Consider the following 20,617-nt stretch of genomic DNA (forward strand, 5'->3'; position numbering starts at 1 on the left):
GATGCTGTCGTCGATCTTCACGTACAGTGCGGTCAAGAGGGTGTCCAGGTCTTGCGTCACAACATGATCTTGGATGCCCTCTCCTCATGCCTGGACATCGACCCCTGACTTCGGAACTACTCGTCTAGGACGCGGTAACGATGGGGATACTAGGAACTGTTCCCGCATGGTGCGCTCATCACCGCCTTACGACAGGAAACCCGACCACGCATCGATCTTCGCATGACGGTCCGCACGGCTCGGCGCATGATCACGTGCGCGGTTCTAGCCGCAACCCGCGTGCTGACCGTGCCGGCTGGTAACCCAGCGTAAGGGGACCGCCGACGCCAACGCCGCCCGAACGGTACGACGCGACACCTGATGCCGGCGCGCCAACTCTCGCTGAGACACCGACGGATCTGCCCGCCGATCAGCCCGGATGCGCTCGAACAACTCGACACGCGTGAACACCCCGGCCTCCCGATATGATCGGGATCAACCTAAACCCGGCGATATCAACAAGTCGAATAAGAAAGGCATAGCAGGCATCCCGCGTGTCAAACATGGTGCCGAAACAAGTTGCCGATCTTTCCTATCGACGAATGACGACCGCTAGTGCCGTCGGCCCCCCTGGTGCCCAAAGAACCTGCCGGAGTGGTCCCCGTTCGACCTGCCGGAATCATGGTGGTGACCGGTCCGGGTGAGGTGCTGCTCCGGGACGAGGAGGCGGCCCCGCTGACCGGGGGGACGTTCCGGGTGGAGACGCTGTCAGTGGGGTGTCGGCCGGCACCGAGCTGTCGTACCTGAAGGGGACGAACCCGTACCTGTCGGCGGGCTGGGACGCCGAACTGGGGCTGTTCGTGGCGGGCGGGGCGGCGTCGCCGTACCCGGTGACGAGGCTCGGCCACATGGAGGTCGGGCGGGTGACGGAGAGTCGTACGTCGGCGGTCACCGAGGGCGCGACGGTGGCGATGACGTACGGGCACCGGACCGGGTTTCGGGGTGATCCCCGGATCGACCGGGTGGTGCCGGTGCCGGAGGACCTGGACCCGCTGCTCGGGATCTACCTGGCGCACATGGGCCCGATCTGCGCCAACGGGCTGCTGCACGCCGCCGCCGACCTGTGCGGCCAGGCGGTCCGCGACCTCGCCGACGGCGTACGTGGTCGACGGGTGGCGGTGACCGGGGCGGGTGTGGTGGCGCTGCTGACCGCGCTCTTCGCCCGGCTCGGCGGGGCCGCCTCGGTGGTCGTACTCGACCCGACGCCGGAGCGGCGGGCGGTGGCCGAGGCGCTGGGGTTGGAGACACTCGACCCCGACGGTGCGGACCCGGCGGTGGTGTTGAAGACCCGGTGGCGGCACGCGGCCGGCGACCGGGGCGCCGACGTGGTCTTCCAGTGCCGGGGTCAGGCGTCCGCGCTGCACCTGGCGCTGCGGCTGCTCCGACCGCAGGGGACGGTGGTCGACCTCGCGTTCTACCAGGGCGGGGCGGACGCGTTGCGGCTCGGTGAGGAGTTCCACCACAACGGGCTGTCGGTGCGGTGCGCGCAGATCGGCCGGGTGCCGCGCGGGTTGGCCTCGACCTGGGACCGGGACCGCCTGTCGGCGGAGACGGTCACCCTGCTCCGCGAGTACGGAGACCTGGTACGCAAGCATCTGGTCTCGGCGGTGGTGCCGTTCGACGAGGCGGCGACGGTGCTGCGGGAGATGGCCGCCGGCCGCCGCCACGAGTCGCAGGTGGTGCTCGCCCGCTGAGTGCCGTCCGCGCACCGCCGCCACGCCGGGCCGCGGTGCGCGGACCGGCCCGGGGTCAGCGCACCCGGTCACCCGCCCGTCGGGTGGGTCGCCAGATCAGTGTCAGCACAGCGATGGTGAGCAGGGCGCCGAGGACGAGCAGGGCCCTGATCCAGGTGTCGGGGATCAGGGTAAAGACGACGCACCGGCCGGCCAACTGGATGCCGAGCAGCACGGTCAGCAGTACCCGGTGGGCGCGTCGACCGGTGGGCAGGCATAGCGCGAGCCAGGCGTACGCGGCCCCGAAGGTGAGGTGGAAGACGTGCTCGACGCCCAGCTCGTACGGCGGGGTGACGAGCGCGAACACGTGCTCGACCACCAGCACCCAGACCAGCACGGCGGCCGTTCGCAGTCGGCGGGGCGGCACCACCGTCGGCGCCGGCCCGCCCTTCCCGTCCGTTCGGCTCGCCGTCGTCTCGGTCATGTTCGTCGTTCCATCCGGCACGACAACCCCCAAAGCTCTCATCCGAGATAGTCTCGGCTGAGAGTATCTGTCTCGGGTCCTAGAATCCAGAGATGACCGCCGCCCGATCACCGTCCGCCCCGGCTCCCCTGGGCTTCCTGCCCCCGGACGTCGCCACCGGGATGCTGATCAGCACGGTCCACCGACGCTGCCAGAAGCTCTTCAACGAGTCGTTACGACCGCTCGGCATCGAGGAACGGCACTTCGCCACGCTGGCGGTGCTGAACGGCACCGGGCCGCTGACCCAACGCCGCCTCGCCGACCTGCTCGACCTGGACAAGTCGTCGCTCGGCCGGATCGTCGACGACCTGGAACGGCAGCGGCTCGCCGAACGGCGTCCCCTGCCGGGTGACCGGCGCGCCCACGCGATCCACCTGACCGAGCAGGGCCGCCGGCACGTACGCGACGGCCAGCGGATCGCCGCCCAGGTGGGTCGGCAGCTCTTCGGGCACCTCGCGCCGAGCACCCGCGAAACCCTCGACCACGCCCTGCGCCACATCCTGACCGCGTCCGGAGCCGACCCGTCAGCGCCGGCCAATCCGTCCACGGCGGACGATCCGTCCGGTACGGCCGACCAGCCTCGGCGATAGGCTGCCCGACCACCGCGCAGAGAACGGGAAACGATGAACAACGGGGACTGGAACACCTGGCACGAGCACTACGCGGACCCGGACAGCACACTCGCCCGCCGGCTGGTCGTGGTCCAGCAGCGGATCCGGGAGTTCCTCGACGAGGCGCCGCCGGGGCCGCTGCGGGTGGTCAGCATCTGCGCCGGCCAGGGCCGGGACCTGCTCGGAGTGCTGGTCGACCATCCCCGCCGGGACGACGTCACCGCCCGGCTGGTGGAACTGGACGAACGCAACGCGGAGGAGGCCGCGACAACGGCCCGGACGGCCGGACTCGACAACGTCGAGGTGGTGACCGGCGACGCCGCGCTGCCCGGGCAGTACGCCGGCCTCGTACCGGCGGATCTCGTACTGGCCTGTGGGATCTACGGGAACATCTCCGACGCCGACATCCGTCGTACCGTCGCGGGCTGTGCCCAACTCTGTGCCACCGGCGGCACGGTGATCTGGACCCGGCACCGCCGGATCAGCCCGGTCGACATGGTGCCGCAGATCTGCGACTGGTACGCCGAGGAGGGCTTCGAGTTGCGCTGGCTCTCCGACCCGGCGGAGCGGTTCGGGGTGGGCGTGCACCGGTTCACCGGTACGCCCCGACCACTCGACCGCGGCGTGCGGCTCTTCACCTTCACCCAACCGCCCGCCGGCTGAGCCCCGCTGCGGCTCTGCTCCCCCGACTCGGGCGCTGGTCCCGACACAGGTGCGGAACGCGTGGAGCACCACGCCCGCGTACCGGCGCCGCAGCACTGGGTGCCGCCGGTCGCGTCTCGGAAATAGTCTTGCAGGTGAGAATCGTACGGCGAAGAATCGCGTGCCGTGTCGATCGTGGGTATGGATGCAGAGGTCCTGCCCGGCACCGTCGTCGTCGTCATCGATGTCATCCGTGCCTTCACGACGGCCGCGGTCGCCTTCGAGCGTGGCGCAACGGAGATACTCTGCGCGCCGTCGACCAAGGTCGGCCGAGATCTCCGGCGGCTGCACCCCCGACCACCTGCTCGTCGGCGAGACCAGTGGGCTCAAGCCCGCGGACTTCGACTTCGGGAACTCGCCGTTCGAGATGTCGACGGCACAGCTGAACGGCCGACGTCTGATCCAGGCGACATCGAACGGTACACGCGGGCTCCTCCGGTATCCGGACCCGGCGGCGCTGCTCGCGGCGTCAGCGCCGAATGTCGGCGCCACCGCTCGGTGGATCGGGACGAACCAGGCCGGGGACTCCGTGCACTCTCGTCTGCACCGGACAGACCCCCGAGGACCAGGCCTGTGCGAGATACCTGAGCGACCTTCTCCAGGGGGCAGAGCCGAGGCGGGCGGACCTGGTCGCGGGAATCATGGAGGGCGCCGCCGAGCATGTCCGTGGGTACGCACGGCAACCCGTGCCCGAACGCGTTGACCTGTCGAAGGATCTTCCGTTCTGCTGCGATGTCGACCGGTCCGAATTCGTCCTGGTCGGCGAAATTCGCCGGGAGCACGTCGCGCTCACCAAAGTGCCATGCTGAACGCGGCAGTGCACCGCGACAACCGTCTCGTGGCTGTGGCCGACTCACCCACCGCTGACGGCGTCGGCGCTCCCTGACTGCTCCAGGTCGACGAGCATCGCCGCGGCCTGCTGAAGTTGCCCTTCGTGGAACACCGGAATGCCGTGACGCAGCAGTTCCTCTGCGGCTACTCCCCGTCCCGGTACGGTGCGACCGGTGAACGAACCGTCATAGACGACGCTGCTGCCGCAGGTGGGGCTGCCGTCGACAAGGACCGCGAGCGCGACTCCCGCCTCTACTGCCCGTTCCAGCGCTCGTCGAGCGGCAAGCCGGAACAGGCCGGTGACGTCTGCGCCGGTAGCTTCCTCAACCCGCGCGAGACCTGCGAGAACGTCCCCTGCGGTTCCGCCGACTATCTCGGCTGGCGGCCGAGGAACGGGAAACCCCACCGCGACCTCCGGGCAGAACCGTACGAGGCGCCCCTCGGTCGACCAACGATCCCAGATCAGCGAGTTCACCGGCACATGTGTCGCGTTGTAACGCAGGGCCCGCCCCTGCAGGCATCCGCTGACGAGTACCTTCCGCACGGGGCCGAACGGTATCACCGGGCGAACGGGACGTACTGAGAATCGGGGCCCAGGGCCGGACCGCCGCCTGCCACCGACCGGGCGTCACCGTACGCGGTGAGGCGGTGACAAGCGCGCAGATCGGAACCGCGGGTCAGGCCCGACAGGCTCGTTGTGGTGCGTCAAGGTCAGGTGCACGCCCATGCCGATGAACGCACACTCCTCGGAGTCGTGGTTCGATGCCCGACCATGGTCGCCCGGTCTGGGCAGAGGCCCCGGCCGGTACGCTCGGGGCGTGTTCCGTGAGGCTCGGCCAGACGACTTCCCCGACGTCCTTCGCTTGTACCGGCAACTGCAGCCTGACGACCCGTGGCTCGATGATGGATCTGACGCGGAAGCGTTCGATCGGATCCTGAGCTCCCCGGGACTGCATCTCTTCGTGTTCGACCTTGACGGGGCTGTCGTCGCTACGACGTACCTGAACGTGATCCCGAACATCAGTCGGTCAGCATCGCCGTACGCCGTCATCGAGAACGTCGTCGTGGAGGAATCCCTCCGAGGTTCAGGCCTGGGCAGGCAGATCATGGCCGCCACGCTCGAGGCGGCATGGGCAGCGGGCTGTTACAAGGCGATGCTGATGACGGGCTCGCGCGAGCCAGCTGTCCACAACTTCTACCGAGCCTGCGGTTTCTCGGCCGAAGCCAAGACGGCATATCTGGCCCGGCCGTCGTAGGGCCGTAGGAACCTGGCAAGTCGTCCGCCGCTTGCAGACCACGGCAATCGACCCCACTCAACTGCGCAGGCCAGGTGAGAGCACACGACCAGCGCGAGGCGGCGGTCACGTCGTACCCGCAACGCCCGGACGCGCGACGGCCGCGACGTCCTTCGGACGCCGCGGCCGTGGAGTCGCGCGGGAACGCTGCCGGGTCAGGCGCGGGCGGGTACCGCCAGCGGCTGCGTGGACGGGGCGACCGGGGCCGGCAACGGCTCGGCCCCGCCCAGGTGGCGGTGGATCGCGGCGGCCGCGGCCCGACCCTCGGCGATCGCCCAGACGATCAGCGACGCGCCCCGGTGCATGTCCCCGGCGACGAAGACCCCGGGCCCGGCCTGCCAGGTGTCGTCGGTGTCGACCGCGCCCCGCCGGTTGCGGGCCACCCCGAACTGGTCGAGCAGCGGCTGCTCCTCGGTCCCCTCGAACCCGATCGCGAGCAGCACCAGGTCGGCCGGCAGCTCCCGCTCGGTCCCCGGGACCACGGTCAGCAGCCGCTGACCGTCCCGCTTCTCCACGGTCACCTCGGCGATCCGGACCGCCCGGACCTGGCCGGTGCCGTCGTCGACGAACTCCTGGACGGCGACCGCGAAGACCCGCTCGCCGCCCTCCTCATGCGCCGGGTACTCCCGCAGGATCCACGGCCAGGTCGGCCACGGGTCGCGCTCCTCGTCCCGCTCGCGCGGCGGTCGCGGATAGAGGTCGAGCTGGTGTACGCCGGCCGCACCCTGCCGGTGCGCCACCCCGAGGCAGTCGGCGGCGGTGTCGCCACCACCGATGATCACCACGTGCTTCCCGGCGGCGTCGATCGGAGTGCTGTCCTCCCGGCCGGCGACCACCCGGTTCGCCGCCACCAGGTGCTCCATCGCCTGGTGCACACCCCGCAGGGCCCGGCCCGGCGTCGCCGGGGTGTCCCGGCCGGCGAGCGCGCCGCAGGCGAGCAGCACCGCGTCGTACTCGGCCCGGAGCTGCTCGGCGGTGACGTCGACCCCGACGTCCACCCCGGTCCGGAACTCGACGCCCTCGGCGGTGAGCTGCGCCAGCCGCCGGTCGATGTGCTCCTTCTCCAGCTTGAAGTCGGGGATGCCGTACCGGAGCAGACCGCCGATCGCGTCGTCGCGTTCGTACACCGTGACACCGTGACCGACGCGGACCAGTTGCTGGGCGGCGGCGAGCCCGGCCGGGCCGGAGCCGACCACCGCGACCCGGCGGCCGGACGGCGCGGCGGTCTGTCGCGGGGTGACCAGGTCCAGGTCGAAGGCCCGGTTGACGATCTCGACCTCGACCTGCTTGATCGCGACCGGGGCCCGCCCGCCGATCCCGAGTACACAGGCGGCCTCGCACGGGGCCGGGCAGAGCCGGCCGGTGAACTCCGGGAAGTTGTTGGTGGCGTGCAGCGCCTCGATCGCCGCCGCCCAGTTACCGGTCCGGACCAGGTCGTTCCAGTCCGGGATCCGGTTGCCGAGCGGGCAGCCGTCGTGGCAGAACGGGATGCCGCAGTCCATGCAGCGGGTCGCCTGCTCGCGGATCAGCCCCTCCTCGGCGGACGGGTAGACCTCGCGCCAGTCGGCGATCCGGACCGGCACCGGACGGCGGGCCGGCAGCCGCCGCTCGTGCTTGAGGAATCCACTCGGGTCAGGCACGGGCCACCTCCTGGGAAGAGTGCAACTCGCCGCCCGGCGGCTGGACGGGTACGGACACGTCGGGAACGGTCGGCGTGGTCGGGGCGGTGCCGGCCGCCGGGGTCGCGGCGGACGGGGCGGCCGGCGTCCCCATCACCGCCTCGTCGACGTCGCGGCCCTCCGCCTCGGCGGCCCGCATCAGCTCCATCACCCGCTTGTAGTCGCGCGGCACCACGGCGGTGAACTCCTCCACCGCCTCCGGCCAGCGCTTCAACAGCGCCTCCGCCACCGACGAGTCGGTCTCGGCGAAGTGCCGCTGCACCAGGTCGTGCAGGGTGACCCGCTCCTCGTCGGTGAGCGGCGCCAGGTCCACCAGCTCCGGGTTCACCCGACGCGGGTCGAGCCGCCAGACGAAGGCCGTGCCGCCGGACATGCCGGCGGCGAAGTTGCGGCCGGTCTGGCCGAGCACCACCACGGTCCCACCGGTCATGTACTCGCAGCCGTGGTCGCCGACGCCCTCGACCACCGCCGCCGCGCCGGAGTTACGGACCGCGAACCGCTCGCCGACCCGGCCGCGCAGGAAGAGTTCACCGCCGGTGGCGCCGTACAGGATGGTGTTGCCGGCGATGATCTGGTCCTCGGCCCGGCCGTTAGGTCCGGGCGGGGCGTCCAGGCCACCGGCGAACGGCGCCTCGGGGTGTGGCCGGACCACGATCCGGCCGCCGGAGAGGCCCTTGCCGACGTAGTCGTTGGCGTCGCCGGCCAGCCGCAGGGTCACCCCGCTGGGCAGGAAGGCGCCGAACGACTGCCCGGCGGTGCCGGTCAGGTCGAACTCGATGGTGTCGGCGGGGAGCCCGGCGCCGCCGTACCGGCGGGCGACCTCGCCGCCGAGCATCGCGCCGACGCTGCGGTGCTCGTTGCGGACCGCGACCGCTGCCCGGACCCGGTCACCGTCGCGCAGCGCCGGCTCGGCCAGCGCCAGCAACTGGTTGTCGAGCGACCGGTCGAGGCCGTGGTCCTGGGCCCGTACGCCACGCCGGGCGGCACCGGCCGGCAGCTCCGGCGTGTACAGCACCGGCCGCAGGTCGACTCCCTTGGCCTTCCAGTGGTCCAGCGCCGGTACGAAGTCGAGCAGCTCGGCCGCGCCGATCGCCTCCTCGAGGCTGCGGAAGCCCAGTTCGGCGAGGTAGCCGCGGACCTCCTCGGCGAGGAAGAGGAAGAAGTTCTCCACGAACTCGGGGCGGCCGGTGTAGCGCTCACGCAGCACCGGGTTCTGGGTGGCGATGCCGACCGGGCAGGTGTCGAGGTGGCAGACCCGCATCATCACGCAGCCGGCGACGATCAGCGGGGCGGTGGCGAAGCCGTACTCCTCGGCGCCGAGCAGCGCGGCGACGATGATGTCCCGGCCGGTCTTGAGCTGGCCGTCGACCTGCACGGTGACCCGGTCCCGGAGCCGGTTGAGCAGCAGCGTCTGCTGCGCCTCGGCCAGCCCCAGTTCCCACGGGGTGCCGGCGTGCTTGAGCGAGTTCAGCGGGGAGGCGCCGGTGCCGCCGTCGTGGCCGGAGATCAGGATGACGTCGGCTTTGAGCTTGGCGACGCCGGCGGCGACGGTGCCGACGCCGACCTCGCTGACCAGCTTGACGTGGATCCGGGCGGCCGGGTTCACGCTCTTCAGGTCGTGGACGAGCTGGGCCAGGTCCTCGATCGAGTAGATGTCGTGGTGCGGCGGCGGGGAGATCAGTCCGACGCCCGGGGTGGCGTGCCGGGTGCGGGCGATCCACGGCCACACCTTGTTGCCGGGGAGCTGGCCGCCCTCGCCGGGCTTGGCGCCCTGGGCCATCTTGATCTGGATGTCGTCGGCGTTGACGAGGTATTCGGTGGTCACCCCGAACCGGCCGCTGGCGACCTGCTTGACCGAGGAGCGCCGGGTGGGGTCGTAGAGCCGTTCGACGGTCTCGCCGCCCTCACCGGTGTTGGACTTGCCGCCGAGCCGGTTCATCGCGATGGCGAGGGTCTCGTGCGCCTCGGCCGAGATCGAGCCGTACGACATGGCGCCGGTGGCGAACCGTTTGACGATCTCGCTGGCCGGCTCGACCTCGTCGAGCGGGACCGGCGGCCGGACCCCGGTGCGGAGCCGGAACAGTCCACGCAGCGAGCCGGCCTGCTCGGCGAGCGCGTCGACCTTGCGGGTGTAGTCGCGGAAGACGTCGTACTGGCGGCTGCGGGTGGCGTGCTGGAGCAGGAAGACCGTCTCCGGGTTGAACAGGTGCAGCTCGCCCTCGCGGCGCCACTGGTACTCGCCGCCGACCTCGAGCGGCCGGTGGGTGTGCTGGGCGTCGCCGGTCGGGTAGGCGCGGGAGTGTCGGGCGGCGACCTCGGCGTGGATCTCGGCCAGCCCGATGCCGCCGATCTTGCCGGCGGTGCCGGCGAAGTAGCGCTGGAGCAGCCCGTTGTCGAGTCCGACCGCCTCGAAGACCTGGGCGCCGCAGTACGACGAGACGGTCGAGATTCCCATCTTCGACATGATCTTGAGTACGCCCTTGCCGAGCGCCTTGACGTAGTTGCGGACCGCGGTACGCGGTTCGATGCCGGTCAGCGTCCCCGTGGTGATCAGGTCCTCGACCGACTCGAAGGCGAGGTACGGGTTGACCGCGGCGGCACCGTACCCGATCAGCAGCGCGGTGTGGTGCACCTCGCGGCAGTCGCCGGTCTCGACGATCAGCGCCACCTGGGTCCGGGTCTGCTCCCGGACCAGGTGCTGGTGCACGGCGGCGGTGAGCAGCAGCGACGGGATCGGCGCCAGGTCGGCGGTGGAGTCGCGGTCGGAGAGGACGAGGATGCGTACCCCGTCCTCGATCGCCTCGGAGACGTGCCGGCAGATCTCGGTGAGCCGGGCCTTGATCCCCGGCGCGCCCTCCCGGATCCGGTACAGCCCGGAGACCCGGACCGCCTTGAGGCCGGGCAGGTCACCATCCTCGTCGATGGAGAGCAGCTTGGCCAGCTCGTCGTTGTCGATCACCGGGTACGGCAGCACCACCTGCCGACAGCTCGCCGGGGTCGGCTCCAGCAGGTTGCCCTCCGGCCCGATGGTCGCCTGCAGGCTGGTCACCAGCTCTTCCCGGATGGCGTCCAGCGGCGGGTTGGTGACCTGGGCGAAGAGCTGGTGGAAGTAGTCGTAGAGCAGCCGGGGCCGGGTGGACAGCGGCGAGATCGGGGTGTCGGTGCCCATCGAGCCGACCGGTTCGGCACCGGCCCGGGCCATCGGCCCGAGCAGGATCTTCAGCTCCTCCTCGGTGTAGCCGAAGGTCTGCTGCCGGCGCTGCACCGAGTCGTGGGTGTAGACGATGTGTTCGCGGGGCGGCAGGTCGGCCAGGTCGATCAGGCCGGCGTGCAGCCACTCGTCGTACGGTGCGGCGGCGGCCAGCTCCGCCTTGATCTCCTCGTCGGTGATGATCCGCCCGGCGGCGGTGTCGACCAGGAACATCCGGCCCGGCTGCAGCCGGCCCTTGGCGACCACGCCCGCCGGGTCGAGGTCGAGCACGCCGGCCTCGCTGCCGAGCACGACCAGGCCGTCGGAGGTGAGCCACCAGCGGCCCGGCCGCAGCCCGTTGCGGTCGAGGACCGCGCCGACCAGCGAGCCGTCGGTGAAGGCGACCGACGCCGGGCCGTCCCACGGCTCCATCAGGCTGGCGTGGAACCGGTAGAAGGCCCGCTTCGCCGGGGCCATGTCCGGGTCGTTCTCCCACGCCTCCGGGATCATCATCAGCACCGCGTGCGGCAGGCTCCGCCCCGCCAGGTGCAGCAGTTCGAGGACCTCGTCGAAGTTGGCGGAGTCGGAGGCGGCCGGGGTGCAGATCGGGAACAGCCGCTTCAGGTTGCCCGGGATGTGCTGGGCGGCTCCGCCGCCCTTGCCGGAACCGCCGCTGGCCATCATCGATTCTCGGGCCTGCATCCAGTTCTTGTTGCCCCGGATGGTGTTGATCTCGCCGTTGTGCGCGATGAACCGGTACGGGTGCGCCAGCGGCCAGGACGGGAAGGTGTTGGTGGAGAACCGGGAGTGCACCAGGGCGATCGCGCTGGTCACCCGGGGGTCGGTCAGGTCCGGGAAGAACTCCGGGAGCTGGTCCGGGGTGAGCATGCCCTTGTAGACCATGGTCCGGGCGGACAGCGACGGGAAGTAGGCGGCGACGCCCCGCTCGGCGGTCTCCCGTTCGGCCTGCTTGCGGACGCAGAAGGCGACCCGGTCCAGGTCGAGGCCGGTCAGCGGGGTGCCGGCGGAGCCGGCCGGCGAGCCGGTGAGCCGGCGAGCGGCGAGGAAGACCTGCCGGATCGTCGGGCGGGCCGCCAGCGCGGTCTCACCCAGGTCGTCGGCGCGCACCGGTACGTCCCGCCAGCCGAGGATCTCGGCCCCCTCGACCAGCGCGTACTTCTCCAGCACGGTCCGGGCGCGGGCCTCGTCGGCCGGGTCGGTGGGCAGGAAGACCAGGCCGGTGGCGTACTGCCCGGCGGGCGGCAACGGGAAGTCGACCACCTCGCGCAGGAATCCGTCCGGCACCTGGATCATGATCCCGGCGCCGTCCCCGGTGTTCTGCTCGGCGCCCCGGGCGCCCCGGTGGTCGAGCCGGCAGAGCGCGGCGAGCCCCTTGTCGACCACGTCGTGGGAGCGGCGGCCGTACAGGTCGGCCACGAATGCCACCCCACAGGCGTCCCGCTCGGTGGCGGGGTCGTACAGCCCCTGCGCGGGCGGCGCGCCGGTCACGGGCGCGGAGGCGAGGTCGGCGGTCGCCGACGAGGAGGGGTGCGGTTCCTGAGGGTACGGAAAGGCCACCGGGGCTCCTGTCGTCATTCACGTTCAATCATGCGGTCGGGACGACGTCGGCCCTGCGGGTCTTCTGAGTTTACGTTAGGGGCCGACCGGGTCCACCAGTTCAGATCGATCACACGGCGCGGAATTGATCACATGCCCGGGATCCGGCACGTGTACGCTCCCCCGGTGACGTCGACGCAAAAAGAGCTTTTCGACCGGTTGGAGCGTTTCTACGACGCCGTTCCGCGTGACGTTGCCCACACCGAGACCTTTGGCGGGTTGGTGCTCTTCGTCCGGGACGGTGCGGGTTGGCCATTCTACGCCCGTCCACGGCTGGACGCCACGGAGTCACCGTCGGCCGCCGACGTCGCCGACGTACGGCAGCGGCAGCGCGAACTCGGCCTGCCCGAGGCCTTCGAGTGGGTGCACGAGAACCACCCCGACCTGCTGGCCGTGGCCCGGTCCGCCGGGCTGTCGGTGCTGGAGGCGCCACTGATGGTGCTCGACCCGGCGGCGCTGGTGTCCGCCGACGAACTGGCCAGCCTGCCGGTGCGGATCCTCGACCCGGCCGCACCCGGCTTCGCCGCCGACATCGCGGCCCGCCGGGCGGTCGCCGCGGTCGGATTCGCCGCTCCGGGCACCGCGGTCGGCGGCGCCGGGCCGGCCGCCCGGGACACCGCCCTGATCGAACTCCCCCTCGACGCTCTCGACGAGGAACGCACCAGGACCATCGCCGGGCACCGGGTCTCCGCGCTCATCGAGACCCAGCCCGAGGGCGCGGTCGCCAGCGGCATGGCGCTGCGGGTCGACGACGTCGCCGAGATCGCCGGCATCGCCACCCTGCCGTCGGCCCGCCGCCGTGGCCTCGGCGCCGCGGTCACCGCCGCGCTCGCCCGCCAACTGCTCGACGACGGCACCGACCTGGTCTTCCTCTCCGCCGGCAGCGAGGAGATCGCCCGGGTCTACCTGCGGGTCGGCTTCCGCCGGATCGGCACCGCCTGTATCGCCGAACCCACCCCCGTCCGCGGCTGAGGAAGGAGCCCCTCTCGTCGAGGTGGGAGGGGCCCGTCCCGACCGGTCGGCGGCCTCCGGTCGGCGGCCTCCGGGGGCGCCGGACAGGTCGGTCTCCGGGACGCCGGGACAACTCAGCGCCGTGGCCCGATCCTCAAATCATCCTCAAGATCATTGCTTCGTCCGCTGAGGACGATCAGGATGACCCGCATGCAGTCCCAGCTCAATCCCCCTCCCCCGGAGCTCGCATGCGTGTAGGACGACCCATCGTCATTGTTCTCTCCGCACTCCTCGCCGCCACTCTCGGTACGGTCACCGCACCGTCGACCGCGCTGGGTCAGCCGGCCTCGGCGTCCGCCGTCGCCGCCGAGCCCAACCAGGTCACCGGGCTCACCGTCAGCCAGGCCGACGGTTACGCGACCGTCGCCTGGACCCCGGTCGAGGGTGCCACCGACTACCAGATCGAACGCACCCCCGTCGACGCCGGCGACGTGGCCACCGGCCCGTCCGTGGTGGTCGGCGTCTGGCGCCCCAACCGGCAGGTCAACAACGAGTCGCCGACCTTCGCCGACGCCGGGTTCAACCCAGGCGACCGGTTCCAGTGGCGGGTACGCGCCCGGTTCGGCACCGCCGAGCAGCCGTACTCGGCGCCGGTCGCCGGCCAGACGAAGCAGCCGTGGGGCGACCCGGCCGTCCCCGGCCAGAACCTGCGTACCCAGTGGGAGACCACCCGGGCGGCGCAGTACACCAGCGACGTCGACGAGTACGCGTACACCGCCGAGGTCGACCGGCTCAGCGAGCGGGTCCGGACCGTCGAGATCGGCCGTACCGTGCTCGGCCGGCCGATCAACATGCTCGTCATCGGCTACCCGAAGCCGCCGGCCACCGCCGAGGCGGTCGCCGCCACCTCGCCACTGGCGATCAACTGCAACGTGCACGGCAACGAGCCGGGCGACCGGGAAGCCTGCCTGATCATGGCCCGGCAGCTCGCCTTCGGCACCGACCAGCGGACCGTCGACCTGCTGTCGCACACCACCGTCCTGATCGTCCCGACCATCAACGGCGACGGTCGGGCCGCCAACACCCGGGGCAACTCGACCGGGCAGGACCTCAACCGCGACTACTCGCTGATCCGCCAGCCGGAGACCGCGGCGTACGTCAACATGCTCCGTCAGTACCGGCCGGTCGCCGGCTACGACGGGCACGAGTACGGCAACTCGCAGGCCGGTGACCTGCCGATGCTGCCGCCCCGGCACCAGAACGTGGCGCAGGGCATCTTCGACGAGTCCCTCGACATGATCGAGGGTCACATGTACGTCGAGGGCGCCAAGGACGGCTGGTGGGCGTGCCCGTACGGCTGCGCCAACGGCAGCGGCGTCGGGTTGAGCGAGGAGACCATCCTGCGCAACACCCTGGGCCTGAAGAACGTGGTGAACTCGCTGCTGGAGCTGCGCAGCTCCGGCGGGGCGACCCGGCCCGACGAGGGGAACACGGCAAACAACCGGCGCCGGAAGACCTTCTCCGCACTGTGGACGTTCAACCAGTTCCTCGACTACCACCGGGCGCAGCTCGACGACATCCGGCGGGCCCGGGGTGAGGCGATCGAGTTCCAGGCCGGCAACAGCGGTCGGATCGTGTTCCGGGGTTCGCGGGTCATCCCGCTGCACCCGGCGCCGCACCCGGGCGAGGCGGGACCGCGCGAGGACCTGCCGGTGCCGGAGATGATCCTGGACAACCCGCCGTGCGCGTACAAGCTCACCGAGGAGCAGTACAACGGGGCGCGTACCGACGGTCCGGGCGGGGTCGGCGCCACCCTGGCGCAGCGGATCGCCCAGCACGGCTGGAAGGTGGTCAAGGCCGCCGACGGCTACTACGTGCCGCTGGCCCAGCCGGAGCGGGGCCTGATCCCGCTGCTGCTGGACGCGCAGGGCGCCGAGGAGTGGGTCGACGGTGAGCGGGTCTACCCGACCGGCACCGGTCGGCACAACGGGCCGCTGACCGTCTCCGGCTTCACCTGCATCGCGGGTGGTTCGGTGAACGGTCCGGTCACGGTCCGGCCGGGCGCGACCCTGGTCGCCACCGGTACGACGTTCAACGGGCCGATCAGCGCCGCCGGTGCGGCCGGGGTCTTCCTCGGCGACAGCACGGTCCGGGGCCCGGTCCAGGTCGCCAACAGCACCGGCCCGGTGTCGCTGGTCGGCAACACCGTCTCCGGTCCGCTGAACGTGGTCGGCAACACCGGCGCCGACGCGCCGCTGGTCGCCGGCAACACGGTCAACGGCCCGCTCAACTGCACCGGCAACGGTCCGACGCCGACCAACATCGAGGTGCCGAACTCGGTGCACGGTCCGCGTGCGGGGCAGTGCGCGGCGCTGTGACGCCGTACCGGTGGTGAGCTGATCGCCACCGGACGACCATCCGTCGTGGGGGGGGGGGCGGGGGCGCGGCCCGGGCCCGCCCCCCCCGCCCCGACGTCCGTTCCCCGCCGGGAGGTCCGCCGTGTCCGAGCTTGTCGTTCCGCCCGCCGACGCCGGCCCCACGGCCGGCCGCCGCGCCGGTCGGCCCGGTCGGGCCACGTGCGCCGGTCGTCCCGACCACCCGCCCCGGGTACGCCCGCGCGGCCGGCTCGGTCTGGTCGCCGCCGCCCTGCTGCTGGTGACCGCGACCGCCGCCTGCAGCTCGGACGGCTCCGGTGGCACGGCCGGCGCGGGTGGAGCCGGTTCGGCGGCGGCCGGCGGTGCGGCCGGGAACGGCGGGGTGACCGGACCGCTCTGTGCCGCGCTGCCGTCCGGTACCGACCCCGGCAACCCGGGGTCGCTGGCCGGCGAGCCGACCGACGTGGCCCTGCAGTGGCTCCCGGTGCTGACGAGGTTCGAGGCGGCGGTCCGGGCGGCCGGGCTGGCGGCCGAGCTGCGCGCCCCGGAGGGGATCACCGTCCTGGCGCCGACCGACGACGCGTTCGGCCGTAAGTTCTCCGAGGACAACCTCGACGAGCTGATGATCCACCGCCGGGACGAGCTGCGGACCCTGCTCCGGGCGCACCTGGTCGCCGGGTCGCACCCGCTGCCGGAGCTGGTCGCGGCCGGCACCGTCACCACGCTGGACGGCACCCGGCTTTCGGTGACCCGGGCGGCGGCGGAACCGATGGCCCGGTTCGGCGACACCGCCGAGACGGTCTGCGCCGACTACCGGACCGCCGGCGGCAGCCGGATCCACATCATCAACGGCGTACTCGGCAACCTGCCGACCACCGCTGGCGAGGGCGAACCCGCACACTGAGCCGAGCCGCTGCGGCACCGGCGCCGCCCTCCGAACGCGCGGCCCGAGCCGCCCCGGCATCAGCGCCGCCCTTCGACGGCCCGATCCGGCCGGCGGCATGCCTCAGCCGAGCGACCCCGGCTCAGCCGACGATTCGGCCCGGTCAGCGGCCGGCTCAGCCGGCGGCGTGGCCGGCCGGGGCGCCTTCACCGGTGCTGACCAGCGCGTCGGCACCCAACTCCCGGCCCCACCGGCAGGTATCCGGGTAGCGGTCGCCGAGCGCGGCGCGCAGCGCCTGCCGGGTCGCCTCGACGTCCGCGCGCTCGCACGCCGGCACCGGTGCCCCGATCTCGTCCCGGATCCGCTCGGCCGCGCCGAGCAGCATCGCGGCCCGGTCGGGATCACCCTCGAGTCGGGCCACCTCGGCCAACGCCTCCAACACACTCGCCGTCCGCCACCGGTCGCCGACCTGTCGGTGCGCGGCCAGACCCGCCCGCAGGTGCACCGCCGCCCGGCCGGTACGACCGGCCCGCAGCTCGACCAGCCCGCGCAGGTTGTGCGCCCAGCCGACCCCCTCCGGGAACCCCATCGCCGAGTTCCGGTGCAACGCGACGTCGAGCAGCGCCGACGCCCGGTCGACGTCACCCTGGTAGAGCGCCACCGCACCGAGGTTCAGCAGGGCGCTCGCCGCCGCGAGCGGGTCGCCCAGGGCCTCGTACCGGCGCAGGCTCGCCCGTAACCGCGAGTCGGCCCGGTCCAGGTCGCCGCCGAGCCAGGCGGTGAACCCGCGCAGTTCGATGATCTGCGCCTCGCCCCACTCGTCGCCGCACTCGGCGAAGATCGCGCCGGCGGCGGCCAGGTGCGCGGCGGACTCGGCATAGCGGGCCTGCTCGCGGGCGACCGAGCCGAGGATCTGCTCCACCCGGGCCTCGCCCGGGCGGTCCCCGACCGTCCGGCAGGCGGCCCGGGCCAGTTCCGCGTGCCTGATCGCCGCCGGATAGTCGCAGCGCAGCATCGCCAGCATCGCCGCGCCGGTGCCGGCCCGGGCCCGCAGCGCCGCCGGGGCTCCCGGGTGCCGGGCCAGGGCGGTGGCCAGCCAGCCGTGCCCCTCCCGGTAGTGGCCCTCCAACCGCCAGTACGTCCCGAGCGCGGCGGCCAGCCGCAGGTCACCGTAGGCAGGCCCGGCGGCGCCAGCCTCGGCGAGCCAGGTCAGCGCCGACCGGAGGTTCGCCGCCTCGGCCCGCAGCCGGGCCAGGGTGCGCTCCTGGTCGGCGCCACGCAGCCGGGTGTCGGCACATCGGGCCAGCTCCAGGCAGTACATGGCCAGGGTGTGCCGGGCCGCCGGCTCGGCACCGGAGGCGGCCAGCCGGGCCGCGGCGTGCCGCCGGATCGGCCCCAGCATCCGATAGCGGACCGGCTCGGCCGGCACCGGCTCGACCAGGGACGCCTCGACCAGGGCGGCGAGCGCTGCCGGGGCGGCCGGCCCGCCGAGCGCCCGGGCGACGTCGACGTCGAAGCCGCCGACGCAGATCGAGAGCCGGTCGAACAGCCGGCAGGGGTCGGCGTCCAGCTGGGCGAGGCTGGACTCCACCGCGGCAACGAGGCTGCGGTGCCGGTCCGGGGCGGTCGGGTCCGGGCTGCGCAGCAGCCGTACGTCGGCCCGCAACCGGTCGATGATCTCGTCGACGCTCAGCAGCGGGGTCCGCGCCGCGGCCAACTCGATCGCGAGCGGCAGCCCGTCGAGTTCGGCACAGAGCCGGACGACCGCGTCCGCGCTCGCCTCGGGCATGTCACGCCCGCAGACCTGCCGGGCCCGTTCGAGGAAGAGCCGGGTGGCCGGGTGGGCGGCGAGCGCCTCGATACGGTGCCCGGTCGACTCCGGGGGCAGTCCGAGGGCGGGTACCCGGATCCGGGACTCGCCGCGGACCCGCAGCCCGACCCGACTGGTGGCCAACACCCGCAGCCCCGGACAGTGCGCCAGCAGCCGGCCGACAAGTTCGGCACAGCCGGCGACCAGATGCTCGCAGTTGTCCAGGACCAGCAGCGCCTCGGCCGTACCGAGGTCGGCGAGCAGCGACTCGACGACATCCGCCCCGACGTCCGGTACGCCGAGCGCGGCGGCGACCGCCTGCGGCACCCGTACCGGGCTCTCGACCGTGGTGAGGTCGACGAACCAGACGGGGCGCCCGGTGACCCGCACCGCCGCAGCCACCGCCAGCCGGGTCTTGCCCGCGCCGCCGGTCCCGGTCAGGGTGACCAGGCGGTGCTCTCGCAGACGCTGCCCGACGGCGTCGAGCAGGTCGTCACGGCCGAGCAACACGGTGAGCGGGACCGGGAGCCGGGCCGCCGGACGGGGGCGGGTCACCGGCGGCGGCGCGACGACGTCCGGAACCGCTGCCGGTGCGGGATCCACCAGCCAGTTCTCCGTCAGCCGGCCCAGCCGTACCGCCTCCGCCAACAGACAGATCCGTCCGGCCGGCTCGATCCCGAGATGTTCGGCGAAGACCCCACGGGCCCGCCGTTCCACCTCGGCGGCGGCCCGCCGTCCCTCGGCGAGGTAGGCGGCGACGAGCAGCAGTTCCCAGAGGCGGGCCCGCAGCGGATGCCGGAGCACCGCCGCCTCCAGCTGACCCCGGGCTACCCCGGCCAACCGGGTACCCGCCGCGCCGGCGGCCACCACGGACCGGTCGGCACGCGGGCCGCCGGCGGCGGTCCACGCCGCGACGGCCGCCCGCAACTCGCCCTGCCAGCGCTGCTCGAACGCGTCGACCCGGGACAGCGGCGGCCGCGCCGCGCCACCGGCGGAAACCTGCCGACCCGCCTCGACCTGCTGGTCAGACCCGCTGTGCCGCACCTGGGAGCCCTCACCTTCGCTCCCGGGTAGTCTCCGTCGCGGGCGGCGGCGGGGTCATCCCCCCGATCGGTCGGTTACCCGGCGGACCGGGGGTACACCGGGACCCGCTCGGGCGACCGTCGACTTCGATTCGGACACCGCTGGCCCGCCCCGGTCCGGGACGACCCGACCGGAGAGATCACCGGGCCGGTCAGGACGGCGGATGCCACTGGGCGGCGGCGCTCGCCGCGCTGCCCATCAACCGGGGGGTGATGGTGCCGAGCGCCGCGTCCCGCGCCCGCAGCGCCAACCGGCCCCGGGCCTGCAGCACCGCCGACATCCGCCGGGTCTGCCGGACCACCGTCGCGGCCCGGGGCCGTCGGGTCCGGCTGTACGTCTCGACCGCCTCCCGCAGCGGAGCACCCGGGATCGCATCCCGGACCAGCACCTGCAGGGTGGCGGCGTCCTCGAGGGCCAGACAGGCGCCCTGGCCGAGGTGGTGCGGCATGGCGTGCGCCGAGTCGCCGAGCAGCACGATCCCGCCGGTGCCGGCCGGGAAGCCGTACGTCTTGGGCAGCGGTCGTAGTTCCCGGACCTCCTGCTGGACCAGGTCCTCCGGCTCGGTGGCGGCAAGGAGCTCGGCGATCGGCGCCGGCCAGTCGGCGAACCAGCGGCGGAGCAGGGCGAGCTGGGTCGCCGGGGACTCCGGGCGGGAGGCGCCGGCCGCGGTCGCCACCCAGTAGATCCCGCCCCGGGTCGAGCCGCCGGAGGATCCGCGTTGTCCGAGCGACGCCGCGACGAAGCGGTACCCGGCGCCGAGGGTCTCGCCGTCGACGGGCTGGTCCGACGGCAGCTGCGGGGCCCGGTACCAGGGGATCACCGCCCGCCAGGCCGCACAGCCGGAGCTGACCACGGTCGCGCCGGGAGCCATCCGGCGGCGTACCACGCTGTCGATGCCGTCGGCGGCGACGATCAGGTCCGCCTCGTAGGTGCTCCGGCCGTCGCCGACGCTCGGCCGTTCACCGTCGGCGGCCGACACCGCCCGCACCTCCACCCCGGTACGGATCTCCACCCGGTCGCCGAGCCCGGCCACCAGCGCGTCGTGCAGGTCCTCGCGGTGCACCACCACCGGGGCCCGGTCGGCGGGCACCGGTCGCGGCTGCACCAGCCACTGGCCGTCGGGCCGGCGGACGCCGGTGTCGGGCAGCGGGGTGGCGATCGCCGCCAGTCCCTCGCCGAGGCCGAGCGCCCGCAGGGCCCGCACCCCGTTGGGCCAGAGGACCAACGCGGTACGGCCGGCCCTGACCCGGTCGTCGCGTTCCAGCAGGGTCACCTGCCAGCCAGTCCGGGCCAGCGCGCCGGCGGTCGCCAGCCCACCGATCCCGGCACCCACCACCACGGCCGTACGCATCGGT

The 20,617-nt window shown here is 72.8% G+C and carries 13 protein-coding genes; 7 read left to right on the forward strand and 6 right to left on the reverse strand.

Translation table 11 applies throughout. The annotated features are described in order from the left end of the window. The first annotated feature begins 755 nt into the window (after positions 1–755). Positions 756–1,733 (forward strand): zinc-binding alcohol dehydrogenase, encoded by a 978-nt coding sequence (locus tag ABGB05_RS32925; RefSeq protein WP_347657864.1) that lies wholly within the window; start codon positions 756–758, stop codon positions 1,731–1,733. Positions 1,734–1,788: 55 nt separating this feature from the next. On the opposite strand, the gene ABGB05_RS32930 is transcribed toward ABGB05_RS32925, so the two are convergent. Further along, positions 1,789–2,196, reverse strand: coding sequence for a hypothetical protein (locus tag ABGB05_RS32930; protein ID WP_347657865.1), 408 nt, complete (start codon positions 2,194–2,196; stop codon positions 1,789–1,791). Between the two features lie 92 nt (positions 2,197–2,288). Here ABGB05_RS32930 and ABGB05_RS32935 point away from each other — a divergent pair, with 92 nt between their 5' ends. Then, positions 2,289–2,825, forward strand: coding sequence for a MarR family winged helix-turn-helix transcriptional regulator (locus ABGB05_RS32935; RefSeq protein WP_347657866.1), 537 nt, complete (start codon positions 2,289–2,291; stop codon positions 2,823–2,825). A 33-nt stretch (positions 2,826–2,858) separates the two neighbouring features. Beyond that, positions 2,859–3,509: a class I SAM-dependent methyltransferase family protein gene (locus ABGB05_RS32940; protein WP_347657867.1), complete on the forward strand. Its 651-nt coding sequence runs from the start codon at positions 2,859–2,861 to the stop codon at positions 3,507–3,509. A gap of 892 nt (positions 3,510–4,401) precedes the next feature. Here ABGB05_RS32940 and ABGB05_RS32945 read toward each other — a convergent pair. Continuing rightward, the gene (locus tag ABGB05_RS32945; protein WP_347657868.1) at positions 4,402–4,923 is read right to left on the reverse strand and encodes a DUF523 domain-containing protein; all 522 of its coding nucleotides are present in this window, start codon (positions 4,921–4,923) and stop codon (positions 4,402–4,404) included. Between the two features lie 274 nt (positions 4,924–5,197). Between ABGB05_RS32945 and ABGB05_RS32950 the strand changes: the two genes are divergently transcribed. Continuing rightward, positions 5,198–5,635: a GNAT family N-acetyltransferase gene (locus ABGB05_RS32950; protein WP_347657869.1), complete on the forward strand. Its 438-nt coding sequence runs from the start codon at positions 5,198–5,200 to the stop codon at positions 5,633–5,635. A gap of 194 nt (positions 5,636–5,829) precedes the next feature. Here the strand turns inward: ABGB05_RS32950 and ABGB05_RS32955 are convergent, their stop codons facing one another. Both ABGB05_RS32955 and gltB read right to left on the reverse strand, forming a co-directional pair. Continuing rightward, positions 5,830–7,314 (reverse strand): glutamate synthase subunit beta, encoded by a 1,485-nt coding sequence (locus tag ABGB05_RS32955; protein ID WP_347657870.1) that lies wholly within the window; start codon positions 7,312–7,314, stop codon positions 5,830–5,832. Next, positions 7,307–12,052, reverse strand: coding sequence for a glutamate synthase large subunit (gene gltB, locus ABGB05_RS32960; RefSeq protein WP_347657903.1), 4,746 nt, complete (start codon positions 12,050–12,052; stop codon positions 7,307–7,309). The genes ABGB05_RS32955 and gltB overlap by 8 nt, the downstream gene beginning before the upstream one ends. 234 nt (positions 12,053–12,286) lie before the next feature. Here gltB and ABGB05_RS32965 point away from each other — a divergent pair, with 234 nt between their 5' ends. From ABGB05_RS32965 to ABGB05_RS32975, 3 genes are all read left to right on the forward strand, one after another. After that, entirely contained in the window at positions 12,287–13,132 is an 846-nt protein-coding gene (locus ABGB05_RS32965) for a GNAT family N-acetyltransferase (protein WP_347657871.1), read from the forward strand. A gap of 227 nt (positions 13,133–13,359) precedes the next feature. Continuing rightward, positions 13,360–15,489: a M14 family zinc carboxypeptidase gene (locus tag ABGB05_RS32970; protein WP_347657872.1), complete on the forward strand. Its 2,130-nt coding sequence runs from the start codon at positions 13,360–13,362 to the stop codon at positions 15,487–15,489. 121 nt (positions 15,490–15,610) lie between these two features. Continuing rightward, a complete protein-coding gene (locus ABGB05_RS32975) occupies positions 15,611–16,390 on the forward strand; it encodes a fasciclin domain-containing protein (RefSeq protein ID WP_347657873.1) in 780 nt (259 codons plus the stop codon). A 154-nt stretch (positions 16,391–16,544) separates the two neighbouring features. Here ABGB05_RS32975 and ABGB05_RS32980 read toward each other — a convergent pair whose 3' ends face one another. After that, positions 16,545–19,223: a hypothetical protein gene (locus tag ABGB05_RS32980; RefSeq protein WP_347657874.1), complete on the reverse strand. Its 2,679-nt coding sequence runs from the start codon at positions 19,221–19,223 to the stop codon at positions 16,545–16,547. A gap of 190 nt (positions 19,224–19,413) precedes the next feature. Then, complete coding sequence (locus tag ABGB05_RS32985; RefSeq protein WP_347657875.1) at positions 19,414–20,613, reverse strand: NAD(P)/FAD-dependent oxidoreductase; 1,200 nt, start codon at positions 20,611–20,613, stop codon at positions 19,414–19,416. Between the last annotated feature and the right edge of the window lie 4 nt (positions 20,614–20,617).

The organism is Plantactinospora sp. B5E13 (assembly GCF_039871775.1).
Classification (GTDB): Bacteria; Actinomycetota; Actinomycetes; order Mycobacteriales; family Micromonosporaceae; genus Plantactinospora.

Coding starts and splice junctions, on each gene's coding strand:
- ABGB05_RS32930 (WP_347657865.1), bottom strand. CDS start 2,196: ATGACCGAGACGACGGCGAGCCGAACGGACGGGAAGGGCGGGCCGGCG.
- ABGB05_RS32935 (WP_347657866.1), top strand. CDS start 2,289: ATGACCGCCGCCCGATCACCGTCCGCCCCGGCTCCCCTGGGCTTCCTG.
- ABGB05_RS32940 (WP_347657867.1), top strand. CDS start 2,859: ATGAACAACGGGGACTGGAACACCTGGCACGAGCACTACGCGGACCCG.
- ABGB05_RS32970 (WP_347657872.1), top strand. CDS start 13,360: ATGCGTGTAGGACGACCCATCGTCATTGTTCTCTCCGCACTCCTCGCC.
- ABGB05_RS32985 (WP_347657875.1), bottom strand. CDS start 20,613: ATGCGTACGGCCGTGGTGGTGGGTGCCGGGATCGGTGGGCTGGCGACC.